The following is a 23371-nucleotide window of genomic DNA, read 5'->3' as shown; positions in this document are numbered from 1 at the left end:
GAGGCGGCTCATCAGAACTCCAAACCGCCTTCGCGGGCGGCGTCGGCGAACGCCGCGATCCGGCCGGTGTAGGTGTTGCCCCCACGGTCGAGCACCACCTTGGTGACGCCGGCAGCCTTGGCCGACTCGGCGACGGCGGCGCCGACCTGACGGGCCTGGGCGGTCTTGTCGCCGTCGGTCAGCTTGAAGGTCGAGGCAGAGGCCAACGTGATGCCCTTGCTGTCATCGACCAGCTGCACGTACAGGTGCCGGGCTGAGCGGCTGACGACCAGCCGGGGCCGGCTCTCGGTGCCGACGACCTTCTTGCGCAGCCGGAAATGCCGGCGTGCCTTACCGGTGCGGCGAGTGGCCGAGACTCCGGCCGAACGTCGTGCGCGCTTGACGATGCCTGAGGCAGCCATTACTTACCCGTCTTTCCGGCCTTGCGGCGGATGACCTCACCCTGGTAACGCACGCCCTTGCCCTTGTAAGGGTCAGGCTTGCGCAACTTGCGGATGTTGGCGGCCACTTCGCCGACCTTCTGCTTGTCGATGCCTTCGACGGCGAACCGGGTCGGGGAGTCGACTCTGAACGAGATGCCCTCGGGCGCGGTGATCAGGACCGGGTGGCTGAAACCCAGAGCGAACTCCAGGTCACCGCCCTTGGCCGCGACCCGGTAACCGGTGCCGACGATCTCGAGATTCTTGATGTAGCCGGAGGTGACTCCGACCACCATGTTCGCGATCAACGTCCGGGACAGCCCGTGCAGCGACTTGGACACCCGCTCGTCGTCGGGACGGACCACGTTCAACGTGCCGTCCTCCTGAGCGATCGTGATCGGCTCGGAGAGGACGTGCGAAAGGCTGCCCTTGGGGCCCTTGACGGTGACGTGCTGGCCGTCGATCGCGACCTCCACCCCGCTCGGGACCGGGATCGGCAGCTTGCCGATGCGACTCATGTTGGGGCTCCCCTACCAGACGTAGGCGAGGACTTCCCCACCCACTCCACGCTTGGCGGCCTGCCGGTCGGTCAACAGACCGGACGAGGACGAGATGATGGCGATGCCCAGGCCGCCGAGCACCCGGGGCAGTCCGGTGGACTTGGCGTACACCCGAAGTCCGGGCTTGGACACTCGGCGCACGCCGGCGATGCTGCGCTCGCGATTGGGGCCGTACTTCAGGTTCAGGGTCAGCACCTTGCCGGGCAGGTCGCCCTCGGTGTCGGTCACCTGGAAGCCTGAGATGTAACCCTGCTGCTGCAGGATCTCGGCGATGTGAGCCTTGAGCTTGCTGTGGGGCATGGACACCGTGTCGTGAAACGCCGAGTTGGCGTTACGCAGACGGGTCAGCATGTCGGCGATGGGGTCCGTCATCGTCATGAGACGGCCTCGCGGTTCGGGACGGCGAAGAGCTGATTCATCAAGGTCTTACCTCTCTCGGAGCGGTTCCCGGCGATCCGGCATCCGGACGGGGCCTGCTTCGAAGCAAATGGACAACCAGACAAGTTTGCCTGATCGCTGCTCGATTGAGAAATCGAGATCGTGCGGCTGAACAGGGAGCGGTCTACCAGCTCGACTTGGTCATGCCGGGCAGCTCGCCGGCATGGGTCATCTCACGCAGGCAGATCCGGCAGAGTCCGAACTTCTTGTAGACAGCCTGGGACCGACCGCAGCGCTGGCACCGGGTGTACCCGCGAACCGCGAACTTCGGCTTTGCCGCCGCCTTGATCCTGAGTGAAGTCTTGGCCATGACCTAGTTCTCCTTGAACGGAAAGCCGAGCGCCCGAAGCAGCGCGCGACCCTCATCGTCGTTTTTCGCCGTTGTCACGACGGTGATGTCCATGCCGCGCGGGCGATCGATCGTGTCGGGGTCGATCTCGTGGAACATGGACTGCTCGTTGAGGCCGAAGGTGTAGTTGCCGTTGCCGTCGAACTGCTTGGGCGAGAGCCCGCGGAAGTCACGGATTCGGGGCAGCGCCAGGCTCAGCAGCCGGTCCAGGAACTCCCACATGCGGTCACCCCGCAGGGTCACCTTCGCGCCGATCGGCATGCCCTCGCGCAGCTTGAACTGGGCGATGGAGACGCGGGCCTTCTGCACGAGCGGCTTCTGACCGGTGATCAGGGTCAGGTCACGCACCGCCCCGTCCATCAGCTTGGCGTCCTTGGCGGCCTGCCCGACTCCCATGTTCACGACGATCTTGACGACGCCGGGGACCTGCATGGGGTTGGCGTAGGAGAACTCGCTCTGCAGCGCAGGCACGATCTCCTGGCGGTAGCGCAGCTTCAACCGCGGCGCCGGCACCGCAGTGGTGCTTGCCTCGGTGCTCATCACAGGTCCTTTCCAGTGCGGCGGGCAACGCGGACGTTGCGGCCGGTCTCTTCATCTCGGCGGTAGCCGACCCGGGTGGCCTGGCCGTCCACCACCAGCATCACGTTGCTGGCGTCGACCTTGGCTTCCTGGGTCACGATCCCGCCGGTCTTGGCTCCCCGGGCGTTGGCTGAGACCGGGGTGTGCTTGGTGACCCGGTTGACGCCCTCGACGATGACCTTGTTCTCGGCGGGGTACGACGCGATCACCTTGCCGGTCTTTCCGCGGTCCTTGCCTGCGATGACGACGACCTCGTCGCCTTTCTTGATCTTCATGGCTACAGCACCTCCGGAGCCAGCGAGATGATCTTCATGAACTTCTTGTCGCGTAACTCGCGCCCGACCGGGCCGAAGATGCGGGTGCCGCGAGGCTCGCCGTCTGCCTTGATCAGCACGGCGGCGTTCTCGTCGAACTTGATGTAGGAGCCATCGGCACGCCGACGCTCCTTCACCGTCCGGACGATGACGGCCTTGACGACGTCACCCTTCTTGACACCGGCGCCGGGCAAAGCGTCCTTGACGGTGGCGACGATGATGTCGCCGATGCCCGCGTAGCGCCGACCCGAGCCGCCCAACACCCGGATGCACAAGATCTCCTTGGCGCCGGTGTTGTCGGCGACGCGCAGTCGCGACTCCTGCTGAATCACAGCCTTACTCCCAAAATCGTGGCTAACCAGGCCTCGTGGCGGGCCCTTACTATGCCGTCTTGCTCCCGCCCGGGTCGCCGGGCGGAACGTTGTCTCTTACTTGGCGCGCTCGATGATCTCCACCACGCGCCAGCGCTTGGTGGCCGACAGCGGGCGGGTCTCCATCAACAGCACCCGGTCGCCGACGCCGGCCGAGTTGGCCTCGTCGTGAGCCTTGAGCTTGTTGGTGCGCCGGATGACCTTGCCGTAGAGCGGGTGCTTGACCCGGTCCTCGACCGCGACCACCACCGTCTTGTCCATCTTGTCGCTGACGACCAGGCCCTCACGGACCTTGCGGTCGGCGTCGCGAACGGTCTCGGTGGTAGCCGGGGTTGCGTCCGTGCTCATGCCGCGCCTCCTTCAGGTGCTACCGACAGGCCTAGCTCGCGCTCGCGCAGGATCGTGTAGATCCGCGCGATGTCGTGCCGCACGACGCGCAGCCGCCGGTTGTTGTCCAGTTGTCCGGTCGCCATCTGGAAGCGCAGGTTGAACAGCTCTTCCTTGAACTCCCGCAGCCGGGTCTGCAGTTCCGCGTCGTGCAGCTCGCGAAGCTCGCTGGTGTTGGACGTGGTAGCCATCAGAACTCCTCCCGCTTCACGATCCGGCACTTCATGGGCAGCTTGTGGATGGCCCGGGTCAGGGCCTCTTTGGCCGTCTTCTCATCCGGGTAGGACAGCTCGAAGAGCACCCGTCCCGGCTTGATGTTGGCGATCCACCATTCCGGCGAACCCTTACCCGAACCCATCCGGGTCTCGGCAGGCTTCTTGGTCAGCGGGCGGTCTGGGTAGATGTTGATCCAGACCTTGCCACCACGGCGGATGTGCCGGTTGATGGCGATACGCGCCGACTCGATCTGGCGGTTGGTGATGTAGGCAGGCTCGAGCGCCTGAACGCCGTACTCGCCGAAGGTGACACGGGTGCCACCCTTGGCAGGCCCGGTGCGATCCGGGTGGTGCTGCTTGCGGTGCTTAACCCGCCGTGGGATCAACATGTGTCAGCCCTCAGTGTTTTCGGTGTTCTCAGCTGCCGGCGCGACGGCGTCGGCCGCCGGCGTCTCAGCGGTGTCGGTCACCGGCGCCTCGACGGCCCGGCCTTCGACGGCCAGCGCGTCGACCACTGGCGAGTCAACCGGCTCGGTGTCAAGCACCGCGGTCGCCAACGGAGCATCGCCGGCGTCGGCCGCGCGGCCTGCCTCGGTCGAGACGCCGGTGGTGCCCTGCGAGCCGGAGCGGCGGGGCCGGGCAGGCCGGTCACGACGCTGGCGCAGAGCCTCGGCCGCGACTGCGGCCTCGCGCTCGGTACGCGAGCCGGTGGGAACCTCGCCCTTGTAGATCCAGACCTTCACGCCGATCCGGCCGAAGGTCGTGCGGGCCTCGTAGAAGCCGTAGTCGATATTGGCGCGCAGGGTGTGCAACGGCACCCGGCCTTCGCGGTAGAACTCCGAGCGGCTCATCTCGGCGCCGCCGAGGCGACCGGAGCACTGCACCCGGATGCCCTTGACCCCTGGGCTCTTCAAGGTCGACTGCATGCTCTTGCGCATCGCGCGACGGAAGCTGACGCGGTTGGACAGCTGCTCGGCCACGCCCTGGGCGACCAGCTGGGCATCGGCTTCGGGGTTCTTGACCTCGAGGATGTTCAGCTGGACCTGCTTGCCGGTGAGCTTCTCCAGCTCGCCGCGGATCCGGTCGGCCTCAGCGCCCCGGCGACCGATCACGATGCCCGGCCGCGCGGTGTGGATGTCGACCCGGACCCGGTCACGGGTCCTCTCGATCTCCACCTTGGCGATCCCGGCTCGCTCCATCCCCTTGGACATCAGGCGACGGATCGCGACGTCCTCCTTGACGTACTCGGCGTAGTTCTTGTCGGCGAACCAGCGACTCTTCCAGTCGGTGGTGATGCCGAGGCGGAACCCGTTCGGGTTTACTTTCTGCCCCATTAGCGGGTGCTCCCCTTCTTGCCGGTGTTGCGCGAAGACGAGCCGGCCTTCGCGACTCTCTCTACGCTCTCGACCTCGATGGTGATGTGGCTGGTGCGCTTGCGGATCCGGAAGGCCCGTCCCTGCGCCCGCGGCTGGAACCGCTTGAGAGTCGGGCCCTCATCGACGAAGGCCCGCGAGACGATCAGCGTCTCGGGATCGAGGTTGAAGTTGTTCTCAGCGTTGGCGATCGCGGAGGCCAGCACCTTCGCAACCGGCTCAGACGCTGCCTGCGGTGCGAACTTGAGCACCGAAAGCGCATCCGATGCCGGCTTGTTGCGAATCAGGTCGATGACGCGACGCGCCTTCATGGGCGTCACGTTGACCTGCGACGCCCGCGCGAAGGCGGTCCGCACAGCTGCGTCGGGTTCGTTGGCTGCCATCTGCGATATCCCTTAAGTCTGACTGATTGATCGGTGTGAACGAATCGGATGAAGCGGCGCGACTACCGGCGGGACCGGCGGTCATCCTTGATGTGACCCCGGAAGGTGCGGGTCGGGGCGAACTCGCCGAGCTTGTGGCCGACCATGCCCTCGGTGACGAACACCGGGACATGCTTGCGGCCGTCATGCACCGCGATGGTGTGACCCAGCATGTCCGGAATGATCGTCGAGCGCCGCGACCAGGTCTTGATCACGTTCTTGCTGCCCTTGTCGTTCTGGACATCCACCTTCTTGAGCAGGTGGTCGTCGACGAAGGGGCCCTTCTTGAGCGAGCGAGGCATGGCTGGTCCTAACGCTTCTTGTTTGACTTGCGGCGGCGGACGATCATCGAGTCGCTCGCCTTACGGGAACGGGTGCGGCCTTCAGGCTTGCCAGCCGGGTTGACCGGGTGCCGGCCACCAGAGGTCTTGCCCTCACCACCGCCGTGCGGGTGGTCCACCGGGTTCATCGCGACACCTCGGACGGTCGGGCGCTTGCCCTTCCACCGCATCCGGCCGGCCTTGCCCCAGTTGATGTTGCTCTGCTCGGCGTTGCCGACCTCGCCGACGGTGGCGCGGCAGCGCACGTCGACGTTGCGGATCTCACCGGAGGGCATCCGCAGCTGGGCGTACGGGCCGTCCTTGGCCACCAGCTGCACGCTGGCGCCGGCGGAGCGGGCGATCTTGGCGCCACCGCCGGGGCGCAGCTCGATCGCGTGCACCGTGGTGCCGACCGGGATGTTGCGCAGCGGCAGCGAGTTGCCCGCTTTGATGTCAGCGCCCGGGCCGTTCTCGATCTCATCGCCCTGCTTCAACGTCCGCGGCGCGATGATGTAGCGCTTCTCGCCGTCGGCGTAGTGCAGCAACGCGATCCGCGCGGTCCGGTTCGGGTCGTACTCGATGTGCGCGACCTTGGCCGGCACCCCGTCCTTGTCGTTGCGGCGGAAGTCGATCAGCCGGTAGGCGCGCTTGTGCCCACCACCCTGATGGCGCGTGGTGATGTGGCCGGTGTTGTTACGGCCGCCACGGTTGTGCAGCGGCCGGACCAGTGACTTCTCCGGCGTGGTCCTGGTGACCTCGACGAAGTCGGCGACACTGGAACCACGGCGACCGGGAGTCGTCGGCTTGTACTTGCGGATACCCATATCTGAAGTCCGTTCCTGTCCCGTGTCCCGCTAGGCCGCAGGTCCGCCGAAGACCTCGATGCGGTCCCCCTCGCGGAGGGTGACGACAGCGCGCTTGATGCTCTTGCGCGTGCCGTATCCGAATCGGGTCCGCTTGCGCTTGCCCTGACGATTGAGAGTGTTCACATCCGTCACCTTGACGTTGAAAACCTTCTCGACAGCGATCTTGATCTGCGTCTTGTTGGCGTCCGGGTGGACGTCGAAGGTGTACTTGTTCTGGTCCAGCAGCCCGTAGCTCTTCTCGGAGATGACCGGGGCGAGCAGCACGTCGCGATGATCGTCAAACATCAGTTCTCATCCTCTTCGGTCACGACCGGGGTCTCGCCCTGAGCAACGTCGCCGGCGTCGGCCAACTCGGCCGAGCTCGCCGCGCCCTTGGCCGACTTTCCGCTGGCCGGTCCGGCCAGGAAGGTCTCCAGCGCGTCCAGGGTGAAGATCACGTCATCGGAGATCAGCACGTCGTAGGTGTTGAGCTGACCCGGCTCGAGCACGTGGACCCCGTTGAGGTTGCGCAGGCTCTTCCAGCTCAGCTCGTCCGCGCGCTGGATCACGACCAGAAGGTTCTTGGCCGTGCTGATCGAGGCCAGCGAGGCCGTGATCGCCTTGGTGGACGGGCTGTCGCCGGCGACCAGGGCCGAGGCGACGTGCACCCGGCCGTGCCGGGCGCGGTCTGAGAGCGCGCCACGCAGGGCGGCGGCCTTCATCTTCTTCGGGGTGCGCTGGTCATAGGAGCGCGGCTTGGGGCCGTGCACGACGCCACCGCCGGCGAACTGCGGCGCGCGGGTCGAACCCTGCCGGGCCCGGCCGGTGCCCTTCTGCCGGTGCGGCTTCTTGCCACCACCGCGGACTTCGCCGCGGGTCTTGGTCGAGGCGGTGCCCTGCCGCGCGGCGGCGAGCTGGGCGACCACGACCTGGTGGATCAGGGCCACGTTGGTCGGAACGTCGAAGACCTCGGCGGGCAGCTCGATCGAGCTGCGGGCCGGCTCGACGCCGGCCGGGCTGACTACGTCAACGGTGAGAGTCATCGGATCAGGCTCCCTTCACTGCGGTACGGACGAGAACCAGGCCGCCCTTGGGGCCGGGCACGGCGCCTTCGATGAGCAGCAGACCGCGCTCGGCGTCGACCCGGATGACACGAAGTCCCTGGGTGGTCTGCCTGTCGACACCCATCCGGCCGGCCATCCGCATGCCCTTGAACACCCGACCGGGTGTCGAGCAGCCGCCGATGGAGCCCGGCTTGCGGTGGTTGCGGTGGGAACCGTGGGATGCCGACACGCCGTGGAACCCGTGGCGCTTCATGACACCGGCGGTGCCCTTGCCCTTGGTGGTGCCGGTCACGTCTACCGACGCGCCGTCGACGAAGATGTCCGCGCCGAACTCCTGGCCGATCTCATAGCCCTCGGTCGAGGAGGTGCGCAGCTCGATCACGTGGCGCCGTGGCGTTACGCCGGCTGCCTGGAAGTGACCTGACAACGGCTTGGTCACCTTGCGCGGATCGATCTGGCCGTAGGCGAGCTGGACGGCGGTGTAGCCGTCCTTCTCCTGGGTCCGGATCTGGGTCACCACGCACGGCCCTGCCTTGACGACGGTCACCGGAACGATCCGGTTGTTGGCGTCGAACACCTGGGTCATGCCGAGCTTCTCGCCCAGAATGCCGCGGATCACCTTGCTCTGACTAGTCATGATGAATTCTCGCTAACCGCTGCTACTGGATGTTGACGTCGACGCTGGCCGGTAGGTCGATGCGCATCAGCGCGTCGACCGTCTTGGGCGTCGGGTCCAGGATGTCGATGAGACGCTTGTGGGTGCGCATCTCGAAGTGCTCGCGGCTGTCCTTGTACTTGTGCGGCGAGCGGATGACGCAGTACACGTTCTTCTCGGTCGGCAGGGGCACCGGCCCGACAACGCGAGCGCCGGTGCGCGTCACGGTTTCGACGATCTTTCGCGCGCTGGCGTCAATGGCCTCGTGGTCATAGGCCTTGAGCCGAATGCGGATCTTCTGTCCAGCCATGGTGGCTTTCTCGTCCTCACTGTGGTCGATAGTGCTCGCGCCAGCGCTCGCACGGAGTCGATCTGGTGCTCAGGTTCAAGCTCGCGGTCCGTGGTCACGGATCGAAGCGGTGTGACGTGTGGTCCGGCGGCCGAGCCCCGAGCAGGCTGCCCGGCCGCCGAACTTCCAACGAGTGTTACTTGTTGATCTTGGTGACCCGACCGGCGCCGACGGTGCGGCCACCTTCACGGATCGCGAACCGCAGACCCTCTTCCATGGCGATCGGCTGGATCAGCGCGACCGTCATCTCGGTGGTGTCACCGGGCATGACCATCTCGGTGCCCTCAGGCAGGGTCACCACACCGGTCACGTCCGTGGTGCGGAAGTAGAACTGCGGGCGGTAGTTGTTGAAGAACGGCGTATGCCGGCCACCCTCGTCCTTGGACAGGATGTAGACGTTGGCCTCGAAGTCGGTGTGCGGCGTCGTGGTGCCCGGCTTGATGATGACCTGGCCGCGCTCCACGTCTTCGCGCTTGATGCCACGAAGCAGCAGACCCACGTTCTCGCCGGCCTGACCCTCGTCCAGCAGCTTGCGGAACATCTCGATCCCGGTCACCGTGGTGGTGGTCTTGCCTTCCTTGATGCCGATGATGTCGACGGTCTCGTTGACCTTGAGGACACCGCGCTCGATGCGGCCGGTGACGACGGTGCCACGACCGGTGATCGTGAACACATCCTCAACGGGCATCAGGAACGGCTTCTCGGTCTCACGAACCGGCTGCGGGATGGCCTCGTCGACGGCGTCCATCAGTCCGAGCAGCTTCTCGCTCCACTCGGCGTCGCCTTCCAGAGCCTTCAGCGCCGACACCCGGACGATCGGAGCATCGTCACCCGGGAACTCGTACTGGTTGAGCAGCTCGCGGACCTCGAGCTCGACGAGCTCGAGGATCTCCTCGTCATCGACCATGTCCGACTTGTTCAGCGCCACCACGATGTAGGGCACGCCGACCTGACGGGCGAGCAGCACGTGCTCCTTGGTCTGGGGCATCGGGCCGTCGGTCGCCGCGACAACCAGGATCGCGCCGTCCATCTGCGCCGCGCCGGTGATCATGTTCTTGATGTAGTCGGCGTGACCGGGGCAGTCCACGTGCGCGTAGTGACGGGCTTCGGTCTGGTACTCGACGTGCGCGATCGAGATGGTGATGCCGCGCTGACGCTCTTCGGGCGCCTTGTCGATCTGGTCGAACGCCGACGCCTGGTTCAGGGTCGGGTACTTGTCGTGCAGCACCTTGGTGATGGCTGCGGTCAGCGTCGTCTTGCCATGGTCGATGTGACCGATGGTGCCGATGTTGACGTGCGGCTTCGTCCGCTCGAACTTCGCCTTCGCCACTGTGGATCCTCTCCCTTTGGTCGGGCTGTTGGCCGTCTACTTGGTCTTATGGATGTTGGTGATGCCGGGTGCTAGAGCTCGGGACTGGCTTACTGCCCGGTCGCCTTCGCGATGATTTCCTTCGCCACGTTGGTCGGTACCTCGGCGTAGGAGTCGAACTGCATCGAGTAGTTCGCCCGGCCCTGCGTCTTGGAACGCAGGTCACCGACATAACCGAACATCTCCGACAGCGGCACCAGCGCCCGGACGATGCGAGCGCCGGAACGCTCCTCCATCGCCTGGATCTGACCGCGCCGCGAGTTGAGGTCACCGATCACATCACCCATGTTCTCTTCGGGCGTGATCACCTCGACCGCCATCATCGGCTCCAGCAGGACCGGGTCGGCCTTGCGGGCAGCCGCTTTGAACACCATCGAGCCGGCGATCTTGAACGCCATCTCGGAGGAGTCCACGTCGTGGTAGCCACCGTCGGTGAGCGCCATGCGCACGCCCACCAGCGGGTAACCGGCGAGGATGCCGTACTGCATGGCCTCCTGCGCGCCCTGGTCCACCGAAGGGATGAACTCCTTGGGGATCCGGCCGCCGGTCACCTCGTTGACGAACTCGTACGCGGGGCCGTCGGTGGTGCGCTCCAGCGGCTCGAGCCGGATCTGCACCTTGGCGTACTGGCCGGAGCCGCCGGTCTGCTTCTTGTAGGTCAGGTCCTCGCGCTCGACCGTCCTGCGGATGGTCTCGCGGTAGGCGACCTGCGGCTTGCCGACATTGGCCTCGACCTTGAACTCACGCCGCATCCGGTCGACCAGGATCTCCAGGTGCAGCTCACCCATGCCGGCGATGATGGTCTGGCCGGTCTCCTCGTCACCGTGGACCTGGAACGTCGGGTCCTCTTCGGCGAGCTTCTGGATCGCGACGCCCAGCTTCTCCTGGTCGCTCTTGGTCTTGGGCTCGATGGCGACCGAGATGACCGGGGCCGGGAAGGTCATCGACTCCAGGACGATCGGCTTCTGCGGGTCGCACAGCGTGTCACCAGTGGTGGTCTGCTTCAGGCCCGCCACGGCGATGATGTCGCCGGCGCCGGCGCGGGGCAGTTCCTCACGCTTGTTCGCGTGCATCTGGTAGATCTTGCCGATGCGCTCCTTGCGGTCCTTGGTGGAGTTCAGGACCTGCGCGCCGTTCTCGACCACGCCGGAGTAGATCCGGACGTAGGTGAGCTTGCCCAGGTGCGGGTCGGTGGCGATCTTGAACGCCAGGGCCGACAGCGGCTCGGACTCATCGGCGCGGCGCTCGGCGACGGTGAGGCCGTCCATGAGCAGGCCGTCGATGTGGTCGACGTCCAGCGGTGACGGCAGGAAATCCACCACGGCGTCGAGCATCGGCTGGACGCCCTTGTTCTTGAACGCCGAGCCGGTCAGCACCGGGTTCACCTTGTCGGCCAGGGTGGCCCGACGGATCGCGGCCTTTAGCTCGGCAACCGTCAGAGCCTGGTCGCTGAGGTAGGCCTCGGCGACCTCGTCGTCGACGTCGGACAGCGTCTCCATGAGCTTCTCGCGCCACTCGGCGGCCTGCTCGGCCAGCTCGGCGGGGATCTCCTCGATGGCGAACTCTTCGCCCAGCGCGGTCTCGCCGCGCCAGGTCAGGGCGCGCATCTCGACCAGGTCGACGACGCCGATGAAGTCGCCCTCGTTGCCGATCGGGATCTGCAGCACCAGGGTGTTGGCGTTGAGCCGGTCCTTCATCATCTGCACGCAGCGGAAGAAGTCGGCCCCGGTGCGGTCGAGCTTGTTGACGAAACACATCCGCGGAACGCTGTACTTGTCGGCCTGCCGCCAGACGGTCTCGGTCTGGGGCTCGACGCCGGCGACGCCGTCATAGACCGCGACAGCACCGTCGAGCACCCGCAGCGAGCGCTCCACCTCTACGGTGAAGTCCACGTGCCCGGGCGTGTCGATGATGTTGATCGTGTGGTTCTTCCAGGTGCACTTCGTCGCGGCCGACGTGATCGTGATACCGCGCTCCTGCTCCTGCTCCATCCAGTCCATGGTGGCTGCGCCGTCGTGGACTTCACCGATCTTGTAGTTGATGCCGGTGTAGTAGAGGATCCGCTCGGTAGTCGTCGTCTTGCCCGCGTCGATATGCGCCATGATCCCGATGTTGCGGGTCTTGGCGAGCTCAACGTTGTTGGCCATCATTCCTTCTTCGTCAGATTTGCTTCGTCAGCTTGCAGGCTGAACTGGACGCCAGTGGGTGTTACCAGCGGTAGTGCGCGAAGGCCTTGTTCGACTCGGCCATCTTGTGGGTGTCCTCACGGCGCTTGACGCTCGCGCCCAGGCCGTTGCTGGCGTCCAGCAACTCGTTCATCAGGCGTTCGGTCATGGTCTTCTCACGACGGGCCCGCGAGTAGCCGACCAGCCAGCGCAGGGCCAGCGTGGTCTGGCGCGGGGTGCGGACCTCGACGGGAACCTGGTAGGTCGCGCCACCGACGCGGCGGCTGCGCACCTCAAGGGTCGGCTTGACGTTGTCCAGGGCGCGCTTGAGCGTGACCACCGGGTCGGTGCCGTTCTTCTCGCGGCAGCCTTCCAGCGCGCCGTAGACGATGCTCTCGGCGGTGGAGCGCTTGCCGTCAGTGAGGATCTTGTTGACCAGCTGGGTCACCAGACCGGACTGGTAGACCGGGTCGATGACCAAGGGCCGCTTGGGAGCCGGGCCTTTACGGGGCATTAGCTCTTCTCCTTCTTCGCGCCGTAACGGCTACGTGACTGCTTGCGGCCGCGGACACCCTGGGTGTCCAGCGAACCGCGAATGATCTTGTAACGGACGCCGGGGAGGTCCTTCACCCGGCCGCCGCGCACGAGCACGATGGAGTGCTCCTGCAGGTTGTGGCCGACACCGGGGATGTAGGCGGTGACTTCGATCCCGCTGGTCAGCCGGACGCGAGCGACCTTGCGCAGCGCGGAGTTCGGCTTCTTAGGCGTGGTCGTGTACACACGCGTGCAGACCCCACGTCGCTGCGGAGAACCCTTCAGCGCCGGGGTCTTGGTCTTGCTGATCTTGTCCTGCCGCCCCTTGCGGACCAGCTGCTGGATCGTAGGCATGCGGCCTGCAATCTCCCCTTCGTCTGCGGTACGTCGTGGAAAGGTCCACCGGCGGGCTGGACTTCTCCAGCCTCGCCAGGCTCACCGCCCGGCAACGTGTCTGCTCTGCTGTTGTTCCCATCCGGTCCACGGGGTCGGGCGTGTCGCGCCCCATCCCAGGGCTGTCCGCGGAAGATTTCACCGCAGGACTGCCGGACGGCCCCGGTGCGTCAAGGACCCGCTTCGATCAGCAGGAGCCGGCGACGCACACAGGTGAGCGCCCGGAGGCTCCGGGCACAAAGTCAAACAATACCGTTGCCCGGTCTGGGATCAAAATCGAGCCCCCTTCGGTAGTGGGTCAGTGTGAAGAGGATGGGTTTTCGGGCTGCTTTCGTCGTCGGCAGGGTTTACGTTCCGGGTGCGCGCGCAAGTAAGCGAGGCGGCCCTAGCCGGTCTTACGAGCACCGGGCCGGGGCCTTGGCCGAATCCCTACGTCACAGGCTGCTAGGGCCACCTAGCCGCTAGGCGGTACTGCGACCCGGCGGCCCGAGGGAAACTCCACCCAGGAATCGTCGGCTTCACGAAAGGCCCGCTGAGCCTCGTGGACCGCCGCCCAATAGTCAGCAGGCCAGCGCCGGCCGTCCAGGAACGCATCCAGGTCCCATTCCCATACCTCCGTAGGTTCGGCGTCGACGCGCCAGACTTCGTAGCGACCCCTCCGCCGGATGAACGCACGGCGCCTGGGACGCTGCCGAAAAAACGTAGGCTCCACGGCTCAACCTAAGCACCTTCTGGGGTCAAACTGACCCACTCCCCCCTTCGGGTCGCCGCCGCGGACGGATGCGCGCGCGGGGGCCCAAGGCGGCAAGCCGGGAGCTGTTCGCGGGCCTGAGACCGGCGCTGTTCGCGGGCCTGAGACCGGCGCTGTTCGCCGGCGTGGCACTGGCGCTGTTCGCCGACGTGAGACTGGCGCGGCCCGCAGCGCCAGGACGGGGCGCGCTCGCGGACGGGATGGCCCGCACCCCCGCAGTGATCGTGACCCGCGCCACCCAACGAGGAGCTTGGGCCCGGCGGAACGGGGCCTGTGTCCGGCGCGCGGCCGGTTCTGGGGGAAGGTGCACAACGGCCTGAGCATTCGTGCTACGGTTTTCCGTGGTTGCAGTTGCAGTTTTCCACGATCGTTTCTCTGAACGCCCGCGGGTACTAGCAGCGGGCGTTTTGTTCTTCTCGGCTGAACGGCGGGGTAACACAAGACGACAACCCGGAGTCCACGCGGTGTGGGCTTCGAACCGCATTTAGCAAGGAGAAAGACACATGACACAGGGAACCGTCAAATGGTTTAACAGCGAAAAGGGCTTCGGCTTCATCGCTCCCGACGGCGATGGACTACCGGACGTCTTCGTCCACTACTCGGCGATCGCCAGCGATGGCTACCGGAGCCTGGACGAGAACCAGCGGGTCGAGTTCGACACCACCCAGGGCCAGAAGGGCCCGCAGGCGGAGAACGTTCGCCCGATCTAAGTTCGCAGTTTGACAGAAGGGCCGCACCCGATGGGTGCGGCCCTTCTTTCGTTCCTCAGCCCGAGTGCGCTGCCGCAGGCGCCCGCAGGCGCCGCAGCGCGCCCTGCACGGTCCTGAGCGGCCAGAGCCTTAAACGACCGCGGGTCGGTGACCCCCTGGAAACGGCCGCGGGCCGGTGACCCCCTTCAGGGTCACCGGCCCGCGGTCGTGCTTTCAGGTCAGCGGAAGTCGTTGTACCCGAAGTCATCCAGGGCGACGGCCTGGCCACCGCCCTGACCGAAGCCGTAGTAGTCGCTCTCGTCGTAGCCGGCCATCGAGAACGCCGCGGCGCGGGCCTCTTCGGTCGGGTTGACCTCGACGTTGCGGTACTTGGCGATGCCGGTGCCGGCCGGGATCAGCTTTCCGATGATCACGTTCTCCTTCAGACCGACGAGCGAGTCGCTCTTGGCCGAGATCGCGGCGTCGGTGAGCACCCGGGTGGTCTCCTGGAAGGACGCTGCCGACAACCACGACTCGGTGGCCAGCGACGCCTTGGTGATACCCATCAGCACCGGGCGACCCGAGGCGGGCTCGCCGCCTTCGGCGACCACCCGACGGTTCTCGGCCTCGAACTTGGCCCGCTCGACCAACGAACCAGGCAAGAACTCGGTGGCTCCCGAGTCGATCACCGTGATGCGCTTGAGCATCTGCCGGATGATCACCTCGATGTGCTTGTCGTGGATCGCCACACCCTGACTGCGGTAGACCTCCTGGACCTCGCGCACCAGGTGCAGTTGCACCTCGCGAGGGCCCATGATCCGCAGCACGTCGTGCGGGTTGACCGCGCCGGCGACCAGCTGCTGGCCCACCTCGACCCGGTCTCCGTCACTGACCAGCAGGCGGGCACGACGCAGGATCGGGTACTCGATCTCCTCGGCGCCGTCGTCAGGCGTGACGACGATCCTGCGACCGGAACCCTTGCCCGTGCCTTCGACCTCATCGAGGCGGATGCGTCCGGTCGCCTCGCTGATCGGCGCGACACCCTTGGGCACCCGTGCCTCGAACAGCTCGGCGACGCGGGGCAGGCCGTGGGTGATGTCATCGCCTGCGATGCCACCGGTGTGGAAGGTGCGCATCGTCAGCTGGGTGCCGGGCTCACCGATCGACTGGGCGGCGATGATTCCGACCGCCTCGCCGACGTCGACCAGCTTGCCGGTGGCCAGCGATCGGCCGTAGCAGCTGGCGCAGGTGCCCAACGCCGACTCACAGGTCAGCACGCTGCGCACCCGGACTTCGGACACGCCGCGGGTCACCAACTCCTCGATCAGCACGTCACCGAGGTCAGCGCCAGAGGCCGCGACGACGACGCCGTCGACCTCCACGTCCTCGGCGAGCACCCGGGCGTACACGCTGGTCTCGGCGTGGCTGTCCTTGACCAGCCGGCCGTCAGCGCCAGCCGCGGCGATCGCCAGCTTGACGCCACGCTCAGTGCCGCAGTCGTCCTCGCGGATGATCACGTCCTGCGAGACGTCCACCAGGCGACGGGTCAGGTAACCGGAGTCCGCGGTACGCAGAGCGGTGTCGGCCAGGCCCTTGCGAGCGCCGTGGGTGGAGATGAAGTACTCCAGCACCGACAGGCCCTCACGGAAGTTGGCCTTGATCGGACGCGGGATGATCTCGCCCTTGGGGTTGGCCACCAGACCACGCATGGCTGCGATCTGGCGCATCTGCATCATGTTTCCGCGAGCGCCGGAGTTGACCATGATGTACACGGGGTTGGTCTTGGGGAAGTTGGCTTCCATCTCCTTGGAGACCTCGCCGGTCGCCTTGGTCCAGACCTCGACCAGCTCCTGACGGCGCTCGTCGACAGTGATGACACCACGCCGGTACTGCTTCTCGATCTTCTCGGCGTCCTTCTCGTACCGCTCCAGGATCTCCGCCTTCTTCGGCGGGGTGACCACATCGTCGATCGCGATGGTGATGCCGGACCGGGTGGCCCAGTAGAAACCGGCGGCCTTGAGGTTGTCCAGGGCGTGCGCCACGGCCACCTTCGGGTACCGCTCGGCCAGGTCGTTGACGATCTGGCCCAGTTCCTTCTTGGTGACCTCGTAGTTCACGAACCGGTAGTCCGCGGGCAACGTGTCGTTGAACAGCGTCCGGCCCAGGGTGGTCTCGACGAGCAACTGGTCGCCAGGCTGCCAGCCCTCGGGGGCGACCCAGGGCTCACCGGCGCCGTTGTCGACGCTGGTGACGCCCTGCAGCCGGATCTTGACCGGCGCCTGCAGGCCGAGCGCCTTGGCGTCGCGGGCCATGACGCCCTCGGCCGGCGAGGAGTACGCCTGACCGGCGCCTTCCTGGTTCGGCCGGAGCGTCGTCAGGTGGTACAGGCCCAGGATCATGTCCTGGGTCGGCATGGTCACCGGACGGCCGTCGGCGGGCTTGAGGATGTTGTTCGTCGACAGCATCAACACCCGGGCCTCGGCCTGAGCCTCGGCCGACAGCGGCAGGTGCACCGCCATCTGGTCACCGTCGAAGTCAGCGTTGAAGGCGGTGCAGACCAGCGGGTGGATCTGGATCGCCTTGCCCTCGACCAGCTGAGGCTCGAAGGCCTGGATGCCCAGACGGTGCAGCGTCGGCGCGCGGTTGAGCAGCACCGGGTGCTCCCGGATGACCTCTTCCAGCACGTCCCAGACGACCGGGCGGGCCCGCTCCACCATCCGCTTGGCGGACTTGATGTTCTGGGCGTGGCTGAGGTCGACCAGCCGCTTCATCACGAACGGCTTGAACAGCTCCAGGGCCATCTGCTTGGGCAGGCCGCACTGGTGCAGCTTGAGCTGCGGGCCGACCACGATGACCGAGCGGCCGGAGTAGTCCACCCGCTTGCCGAGCAGGTTCTGACGGAACCGGCCCTGCTTGCCCTTGAGCAGATCCGACAGCGACTTGAGCGGGCGGTTGCCCGGACCGGTCACCGGACGGCCACGACGGCCGTTGTCGAACAACGCGTCGACCGACTCCTGCAGCATCCGCTTCTCGTTGTTGACGATGATTTCGGGCGCGCCGAGGTCGATCAGTCGCTTGAGCCGGTTGTTGCGGTTGATCACGCGGCGGTACAGGTCGTTGAGGTCGGAGGTGGCGAACCGGCCACCGTCGAGCTGGACCATCGGACGCAGGTCCGGCGGGATCACCGGAACGCAGTCGAGCACCATGCCCTGCGGGGAGTTGGTGGTGTTGAGGAAGGACGCCACCACCCGCAGCCGCTTGAGCGCGCGAATCTTCTTCTGGCCCTTGCCCGAGCGGATCGTCTCGCGCAGCGACTCGGCCTCGGCGTCGAGGTCGAAGCCGGCGATCAGGGTCTGCAGGGACTCAGCGCCCATGCCGCCCTCGAAGTACTCACCGAAGCGGTCGCGCAGCTCGCGGTAGAGCATCTCATCGGAGATCAGCTGCTTGACGTCGAGCTTGCGGAAGGTGTCCATCACCTCGTCGAGGCGATCGATCTCACGCTGGGCGCGATCGCGCAGCTGGCGCATCTCGCGCTCGCCGCCCTCGCGGACCTTGCGCCGGACGTCGCTCTTGGCGCCCTCGGCCTCGAGCTCGGCCAGGTCGGCTTCGAGCTTCTTGGCCCGGGCGTCGATGTCGGAGTCCCGGCGCTTCTCCAGGGTGGACTTCTCCGCGCTGATCTCGGCCTCGAGGGTCGGGAGGTCGCGGTGCCGGGTCTCGGCGTCGACCTTGGTGATCAGGTAGGCGGCGAAGTAGATGATCTTCTCAAGGTCCTTGGGGGCCAGGTCGAGCAAGTAGCCCAGCCGGGACGGGACGCCCTTGAAGTACCAGATGTGGGTGACCGGCGCGGCGAGCTCGATGTGGCCCATCCGCTCACGGCGCACCTTGGCACGGGTGACCTCGACGCCGCAGCGCTCGCAGATGATGCCCTTGAAGCGGACCCGCTTGTACTTGCCGCAGTAGCACTCCCAGTCCCGGGTGGGACCGAAGATCTTCTCGCAGAACAGGCCGTCCTTCTCAGGCTTGAGAGTCCGGTAGTTGATGGTCTCGGGCTTCTTGACCTCGCCGTGGGACCACTGGCGGATGTCGTCAGCGGTGGCCAGGCCGATACGCAGCTCGTCGAAAACGTTGACGTCGAGCAAGGTTCCTACCTTCTACGTCTGTAAAACCGTGGGTGGTGCAGATTCGCATCCGAGTCCGGCGGCGCGGGCGCCGCCGGACAGCGGACTAGACCTCTTCGACCGAGGACGGCTCACGCCGGGACAGGTCGATGCCGAGTTCTTCAGCGGCCCGGAAGACGTCGTCGTCGGTGTCGCGCATCTCGACGGCGACCCCGTCGCTGGACAGCACCTCGACGTTCAGGCACAGCGACTGAAGTTCCTTCAGCAGCACCTTGAACGACTCGGGGATGCCGGGCTCGGGGATGTTCTCGCCCTTGACGATCGCCTCGTACACCTTGACCCGGCCGAGGATGTCGTCGGACTTGATGGTCAGCAGCTCCTGCAGCGCGTAAGCCGCGCCGTAAGCCTGCATGGCCCAGCACTCCATCTCACCGAAGCGCTGGCCGCCGAACTGGGCCTTACCGCCGAGCGGCTGCTGGGTGATCATCGAGTACGGCCCGGTCGAACGGGCGTGGATCTTGTCATCGACCAGGTGCAGCAGCTTGAGGATGTAGACGTAGCCGACCGAGACCGGCTCCGGGAACGGCTCGCCGGAGCGGCCGTCGATCAGCTGCGCCTTGCCGGTCCTGCCGATCAGCTGGTCGCCGTCCCTGGTGCGCAGGGTCGAGTCGAGCAGACCGGTGATCTCCTCTTCTCGGGCGCCGTCGAACACCGGCGTCGCCACATTGCTGCCAGGAGCGCCCGCCCGAGCCGGCTCAGGCAACCGAGCCGCCCACTCAGGGTTGCCCTCGACCTCCCAGCCGGTCTTGGCGACCCAGCCGAGGTGAGTCTCGAGGACCTGGCCGATGTTCATGCGGCCGGGCACCCCCAGCGGGTTGAGCACGATGTCGACCGGGGTGCCGTCGATCAGGAACGGCATGTCCTCAGGCGGCAGGATCTTGGCGATGACGCCCTTGTTCCCGTGCCGGCCGGCCAGCTTGTCACCGTCCTGGATCTTGCGCTTCTGGGCGATGTAGACCCGGACCAGCTCGTTGACGCCCGGCGGCAGCTCGTCGCCGTCCTCGCGGGAGAAGACCCGGACGCCGATGACCTTGCCGGCCTCGCCGTGCGGAACCTTCATCGAGGTGTCACGGACTTCGCGCGCCTTCTCACCGAAGATCGCCCGGAGCAACCGCTCCTCCGGAGTCAGCTCGGTCTCGCCCTTGGGCGTGACCTTGCCGACCAGCACGTCACCGGTGACCACGTCGGCGCCGATCCGGATGATGCCGCGCTCGTCGAGGTCGGCCAGCACCTCGTCGGAGACGTTCGGGATGTCACGGGTGATCTCCTCCGCGCCTAGCTTGGTGTCGCGCGCGTCGACCTCGTGCTCCTCGATGTGGATGGAGGTCAGGACGTCGTCCTGCACGATCCGCTGGTTGAGGATGATGGCGTCCTCGTAGTTGTGGCCCTCCCACGGCATGAACGCCACGAGCAGGTTCTTGCCCAGCGCCATCTCTCCGCAGTCGGTGGACGGGCCGTCGGCCACCACCTGGCCGACCTCGACCCGGTCGCCCTCGTTGACGATGGGCTTCTGGTTGAAGCTGGTGCCCTGGTTGGAGCGGGCGAACTTGGACAACCGGTAGGTGTTGCGGGTGCCGTCGTCGGCCATCACGGTGATGTAGTCGGCCGAGAGCTCCTCGACCACACCGGCCTTGTCGGCCACCACGACGTCAGCGGCGTCCACCGCGGCGCGCAGCTCCATGCCGGTGCCGACCAGCGGGGACTCCGAGCGCAGCAACGGCACAGCCTGACGCTGCATGTTGGCGCCCATCAGCGCCCGGTTGGCGTCGTCGTGCTCGAGGAACGGGATCATGGCCGTGGCCACCGACACCATCTGGCGCGGCGAGACGTCCATGTAGTCGACCTCGTCGGGCTCGAGCAGCTCGACCTCGCCGCCCTTCTTGCGGCACAGCACCTTGCCCTCGGTGAACTTGCCGTGCGCGTCGATCAGCGCGTTGGCCTGGGCGATGGTCGCCCGGTCCTCCTCGTCGGCGGTCAGGTAGAAGACCTGGTCGGTGACGGTGCCGGCCTCGACCTTGCGGTACGGGGTCTCGACGAAGCCGAAGGCGTTGACCCGGCCATAGGAGGCCAGCGAGCCGATCAGGCCGATGTTCGGGCCTTCAGGGGTCTCGATCGGGCACATCCGGCCGTAGTGCGACGGGTGGACGTCACGGACCTCCATGCCGGCGCGGTCACGCGAGAGCCCACCAGGGCCGAGGGCGGACAACCGGCGCTTGTGGGTCAGACCGGCCAGCGGGTTGGTCTGGTCCATGAACTGCGACAGCTGCGAGGTCCCGAAGAACTCCTTGATCGAGGCCACCACTGGGCGGATGTTGATCAGGGTCTGCGGCGTGATCGCCTCGACGTCCTGGGTGGTCATCCGCTCGCGGACGACCCGCTCCATCCGCGAGAGCCCGACCCGGATCTGGTTCTGGATGAGCTCTCCGACGGTGCGCAGCCGGCGGTTGCCGAAGTGATCGATGTCATCGACCTCGTAGCCGTCCTCGCCGGCGTGCAGCCGGACCAGGTACTCGATGGTCTTGACGATGTCTTCTTCGGTCAGGTTGCCGTGGTTGATGTCGGTGCTGACTTCGAGCTTCTTGTTGGCCTTGTAGCGGCCGACCTTGGCCAGGTCATAGCGCTTGTGGTTGAAGAACAGGTTCTCCAGCAACGCCTGCGCCGACTCTTTGGTCGGGGGCTCGCCTGGACGCAACTTGCGGTAGATGTCGAGCAGCGCCTCGTCCTGACCCGGGATGTGGTCCTTCTCCAGGGTCGCCAGCAGGGTCTCCGACCAGGCGAAGTGCTCCCGGATCCGGTCCGAGCTCCAGCCGAGTGCCTTGAGCAGCACGGTGACCGGCTGCCGGCGCTTGCGGTCGATCCGGACGCCCACGGTCGAGCGCTTGTCGACGTCGAACTCCAGCCAGGCGCCGCGGCTGGGGATGACCTTGACCGAGAAGACGTCCACATCGGAGGTCTTGTCCAGGTTGCGGTCGAAGTAGATGCCGGGCGAGCGGACGAGCTGGGAGACCACGACACGCTCGGTGCCGTTGATGACGAAGGTGCCCTTGCGGGTCATCATCGGGAAATCGCCCATGAACACCGTCTGGCTCTTGATCTCGCCAGTGGTGTTGTTGGTGAACTCCGCGGTGACGAACAGCGGAGCGGCGTAGGTCATGTCCTTGTCCTTGCACTCCTCGATGGAGGCCTTGACGTCCTCGAAGCGAGGCGAGGAGAAGGACAGGGACATGGAGCCGGAGAAGTCTTCGATCGGTGAGATCTCACCGAGAATCTCTTCGAGTCCGGAGAGCGCGACCAGGCCGGACGAGCTGGCCTCGCGAGCTTGCCGCTCTTTCCAGGCGGCGTTGCCGACCAGCCAGTCAAACGATTCCGTCTGCAGAGCCAGCAGATTGGGAACTTCGAGCGGTTCCCTGATCTTGGCGAAAGAAGTGCGAACAGGAGATCCGGGGATGCCCCCAATCGTGGTTTGCGATTCGGACTTACCGGGGCGAGAGACTGCCAAGATGCGTCCTTCCGAGGACTTGGTCCACCGCTGCCCTGCTGGGGCTACCCGCAGCACTGCAGCTTCTGATCTGTTGCGCCGGCCCGGTCCTACCAGTTTTTCCGTTCCGTCTCAGACAGCAGGAAGTAGACCCTGTACGGGCCAACGGTTGTTTGAGGGCAGCGCAAATTAGCAGTCTAGCCGAGATCGGCACACCTGTCCAGGCCACCCATTAGTGGCGCTGCTGCGGTCGGGAGCCAACTGCCCGAGCGCGTCTTCGGCAAAGGATTCCAGCCGGGAGTTGCCGTAGTCAATGGCCCTGCGAGGCTTTCCTGCAGTGCACGCACAGGGTGCCCCGCCAGGGACCGCGCGTCAAGCATCCGCGCCCGGCGACGGCGACGCGGCGCCGACGCAGGCATCGGGCGGGTCGTTAAATCTGGTCGAACTTGGACACCAGCCACTGCCCTTGGACCCGGTCCAGGGTGACCCGGACCCGGAACAGGTCGAGTCGAGGCGCCTTGAGCGAGGTGTTGGTGACCTTCTGCTCGCCGAACACCACCACCGTCACCTGGGCGCCGTCGTCGGACACCGCCTCGACGCCGGCGCCATTGGTCTGGGCCTGCACGACCGCCTGGACCTTGGTCGCCGTCGGCTTGATGGTCTTGGCCATCGCCTGGACGTAGTCGGTGACGGCCCGACCGGTCAGCCGGGCCTTGGCGGCGGCCACATCGGAGTCGAACCGCTGGTGGTTGTAGGACAGGATCAGCGGAACGGCCGACTTGGCGGTGGACAGCGCCTGGTCACGCTCGGCCCGCGAACCCGACGCAGGCTGTGAGGTCAGCAGCCAGCCGTCCAGGCCGCCCAACGCCAGCACGAGGACCGTCAGCACCGCGACCAGCCAGGTCGGGGCGCGCCGGTCCCTCTCCTCCTCCGACGGCGGACGGCTCACCAGCTCGGCCGGCTGCGCGTCCAGGCTGTCGGGCGCAGAGTCGGCGACGGGAGCAGCCGCCGTGGCGGTGGCAGGATCAGCCGCCGAAGCCGCTGCGACTGCAGCGGGCCCAGCCGCCGTGGCTGCGGCGGCGGACGGCGAGGGCCGGGGCGAGGGCCGGCGAAGTCCCTCAGGCGTGGCGGCCGCGCGGCGGGCCCGCGACGTC

Annotated in this window: 25 protein-coding genes and 1 pseudogene; 1 reads left to right on the top strand and 25 read right to left on the bottom strand. The window is 66.4% G+C overall.

The genetic code is table 11. The features are described 5' to 3' along the window. Nucleotides 1-11 precede the first annotated feature (11 nt). The 22 genes and pseudogenes from rplR to rpsL all read right to left on the bottom strand — a co-directional run bounded on the left by rplR (nucleotide 12) and on the right by rpsL (nucleotide 13082). Nucleotides 12-401 carry a 50S ribosomal protein L18 gene (rplR, locus tag VGB75_17455; GenBank protein ID HEY0168835.1) on the bottom strand — a complete coding sequence of 130 codons (390 nt, stop codon included), beginning with the start codon at nucleotides 399-401 and terminating at the stop codon, nucleotides 12-14. After that, on the bottom strand, nucleotides 401-937 hold the full coding sequence (gene rplF, locus VGB75_17450) for a 50S ribosomal protein L6 (protein ID HEY0168834.1): 537 nt from the start codon (nucleotides 935-937) through the stop codon (nucleotides 401-403). The genes rplR and rplF overlap by 1 nt, the downstream gene beginning before the upstream one ends. 12 nt (nucleotides 938-949) lie before the next feature. Beyond that, the gene (rpsH, locus tag VGB75_17445) at nucleotides 950-1357 is read right to left on the bottom strand and encodes a 30S ribosomal protein S8 (protein ID HEY0168833.1); all 408 of its coding nucleotides are present in this window, start codon (nucleotides 1355-1357) and stop codon (nucleotides 950-952) included. Between the two features lie 184 nt (nucleotides 1358-1541). Beyond that, nucleotides 1542-1727: a type Z 30S ribosomal protein S14 gene (locus VGB75_17440; protein ID HEY0168832.1), complete on the bottom strand. Its 186-nt coding sequence runs from the start codon at nucleotides 1725-1727 to the stop codon at nucleotides 1542-1544. 3 nt (nucleotides 1728-1730) lie between these two features. Next, a complete protein-coding gene (gene rplE / locus VGB75_17435; protein ID HEY0168831.1) occupies nucleotides 1731-2306 on the bottom strand; it encodes a 50S ribosomal protein L5 in 576 nt (191 codons plus the stop codon). Continuing rightward, entirely contained in the window at nucleotides 2306-2620 is a 315-nt protein-coding gene (gene rplX / locus VGB75_17430; GenBank protein HEY0168830.1) for a 50S ribosomal protein L24, read from the bottom strand. Before rplX ends, rplE begins: the two co-directional genes overlap by 1 nt. Nucleotides 2621-2622: 2 nt before the next feature. Beyond that, entirely contained in the window at nucleotides 2623-2991 is a 369-nt protein-coding gene (gene rplN / locus VGB75_17425) for a 50S ribosomal protein L14 (protein ID HEY0168829.1), read from the bottom strand. A 96-nt stretch (nucleotides 2992-3087) separates the two neighbouring features. Next, nucleotides 3088-3378 (bottom strand): 30S ribosomal protein S17, encoded by a 291-nt coding sequence (gene rpsQ, locus VGB75_17420; GenBank protein ID HEY0168828.1) that lies wholly within the window; start codon nucleotides 3376-3378, stop codon nucleotides 3088-3090. Beyond that, nucleotides 3375-3608 carry a 50S ribosomal protein L29 gene (rpmC, locus tag VGB75_17415; GenBank protein HEY0168827.1) on the bottom strand — a complete coding sequence of 78 codons (234 nt, stop codon included), beginning with the start codon at nucleotides 3606-3608 and terminating at the stop codon, nucleotides 3375-3377. The genes rpsQ and rpmC overlap by 4 nt, the downstream gene beginning before the upstream one ends. Then, nucleotides 3608-4021: a 50S ribosomal protein L16 gene (rplP, locus tag VGB75_17410; GenBank protein ID HEY0168826.1), complete on the bottom strand. Its 414-nt coding sequence runs from the start codon at nucleotides 4019-4021 to the stop codon at nucleotides 3608-3610. Before rplP ends, rpmC begins: the two co-directional genes overlap by 1 nt. A 324-nt stretch (nucleotides 4022-4345) precedes the next feature. After that, nucleotides 4346-4966: pseudogene (rpsC, locus tag VGB75_17405) on the bottom strand (30S ribosomal protein S3). After that, nucleotides 4966-5388, bottom strand: coding sequence for a 50S ribosomal protein L22 (gene rplV / locus VGB75_17400; GenBank protein ID HEY0168825.1), 423 nt, complete (start codon nucleotides 5386-5388; stop codon nucleotides 4966-4968). Before rplV ends, rpsC begins: the two are co-directional and overlap by 1 nt. 62 nt (nucleotides 5389-5450) lie before the next feature. After that, the gene (gene rpsS, locus VGB75_17395; GenBank protein ID HEY0168824.1) at nucleotides 5451-5729 is read right to left on the bottom strand and encodes a 30S ribosomal protein S19; all 279 of its coding nucleotides are present in this window, start codon (nucleotides 5727-5729) and stop codon (nucleotides 5451-5453) included. Nucleotides 5730-5737: 8 nt separating this feature from the next. Beyond that, on the bottom strand, nucleotides 5738-6571 hold the full coding sequence (gene rplB / locus VGB75_17390; protein HEY0168823.1) for a 50S ribosomal protein L2: 834 nt from the start codon (nucleotides 6569-6571) through the stop codon (nucleotides 5738-5740). Nucleotides 6572-6601: 30 nt separating this feature from the next. Further along, a complete protein-coding gene (rplW, locus tag VGB75_17385; protein HEY0168822.1) occupies nucleotides 6602-6898 on the bottom strand; it encodes a 50S ribosomal protein L23 in 297 nt (98 codons plus the stop codon). Continuing rightward, nucleotides 6898-7635: a 50S ribosomal protein L4 gene (gene rplD, locus VGB75_17380; GenBank protein HEY0168821.1), complete on the bottom strand. Its 738-nt coding sequence runs from the start codon at nucleotides 7633-7635 to the stop codon at nucleotides 6898-6900. The genes rplW and rplD overlap by 1 nt, the downstream gene beginning before the upstream one ends. A 4-nt stretch (nucleotides 7636-7639) precedes the next feature. Further along, nucleotides 7640-8293, bottom strand: coding sequence for a 50S ribosomal protein L3 (gene rplC / locus VGB75_17375; GenBank protein HEY0168820.1), 654 nt, complete (start codon nucleotides 8291-8293; stop codon nucleotides 7640-7642). Nucleotides 8294-8315: 22 nt separating this feature from the next. Next, on the bottom strand, nucleotides 8316-8621 hold the full coding sequence (gene rpsJ, locus VGB75_17370; protein HEY0168819.1) for a 30S ribosomal protein S10: 306 nt from the start codon (nucleotides 8619-8621) through the stop codon (nucleotides 8316-8318). A 175-nt stretch (nucleotides 8622-8796) separates the two neighbouring features. Continuing rightward, nucleotides 8797-9990: an elongation factor Tu gene (gene tuf, locus VGB75_17365; GenBank protein ID HEY0168818.1), complete on the bottom strand. Its 1194-nt coding sequence runs from the start codon at nucleotides 9988-9990 to the stop codon at nucleotides 8797-8799. An 89-nt stretch (nucleotides 9991-10079) separates the two neighbouring features. Further along, nucleotides 10080-12176: an elongation factor G gene (fusA, locus tag VGB75_17360; GenBank protein HEY0168817.1), complete on the bottom strand. Its 2097-nt coding sequence runs from the start codon at nucleotides 12174-12176 to the stop codon at nucleotides 10080-10082. A 61-nt stretch (nucleotides 12177-12237) separates the two neighbouring features. After that, complete coding sequence (gene rpsG, locus VGB75_17355; GenBank protein ID HEY0168816.1) at nucleotides 12238-12708, bottom strand: 30S ribosomal protein S7; 471 nt, start codon at nucleotides 12706-12708, stop codon at nucleotides 12238-12240. After that, a complete protein-coding gene (rpsL, locus tag VGB75_17350) occupies nucleotides 12708-13082 on the bottom strand; it encodes a 30S ribosomal protein S12 (protein HEY0168815.1) in 375 nt (124 codons plus the stop codon). The genes rpsG and rpsL overlap by 1 nt, the downstream gene beginning before the upstream one ends. Before the next feature lie 1293 nt (nucleotides 13083-14375). On the opposite strand from rpsL, the gene VGB75_17345 reads away from it, so the two are divergent. Continuing rightward, nucleotides 14376-14582: a cold-shock protein gene (locus VGB75_17345; protein ID HEY0168814.1), complete on the top strand. Its 207-nt coding sequence runs from the start codon at nucleotides 14376-14378 to the stop codon at nucleotides 14580-14582. 218 nt (nucleotides 14583-14800) lie between these two features. Here VGB75_17345 and VGB75_17340 read toward each other — a convergent pair whose 3' ends face one another. The 3 genes from VGB75_17340 to VGB75_17330 form a co-directional block, all read right to left on the bottom strand. Then, the gene (locus VGB75_17340) at nucleotides 14801-18700 is read right to left on the bottom strand and encodes a DNA-directed RNA polymerase subunit beta' (GenBank protein ID HEY0168813.1); all 3900 of its coding nucleotides are present in this window, start codon (nucleotides 18698-18700) and stop codon (nucleotides 14801-14803) included. A gap of 85 nt (nucleotides 18701-18785) precedes the next feature. Then, complete coding sequence (locus VGB75_17335) at nucleotides 18786-22238, bottom strand: DNA-directed RNA polymerase subunit beta (GenBank protein ID HEY0168812.1); 3453 nt, start codon at nucleotides 22236-22238, stop codon at nucleotides 18786-18788. 409 nt (nucleotides 22239-22647) lie between these two features. Continuing rightward, nucleotides 22648-23371 (bottom strand): hypothetical protein (locus VGB75_17330; GenBank protein ID HEY0168811.1); only part of this gene is annotated, 724 nt, incomplete at its 5' end.

The sequence above is a fragment of the Jatrophihabitans sp. genome (assembly GCA_036399055.1).
Classification (GTDB): domain Bacteria; phylum Actinomycetota; class Actinomycetes; order Mycobacteriales; family Jatrophihabitantaceae; genus Jatrophihabitans_A.
The sequence above is the reverse complement of the archived record's forward strand: the minus strand, read 5'-3'. Positions and strand labels throughout refer to the sequence as shown.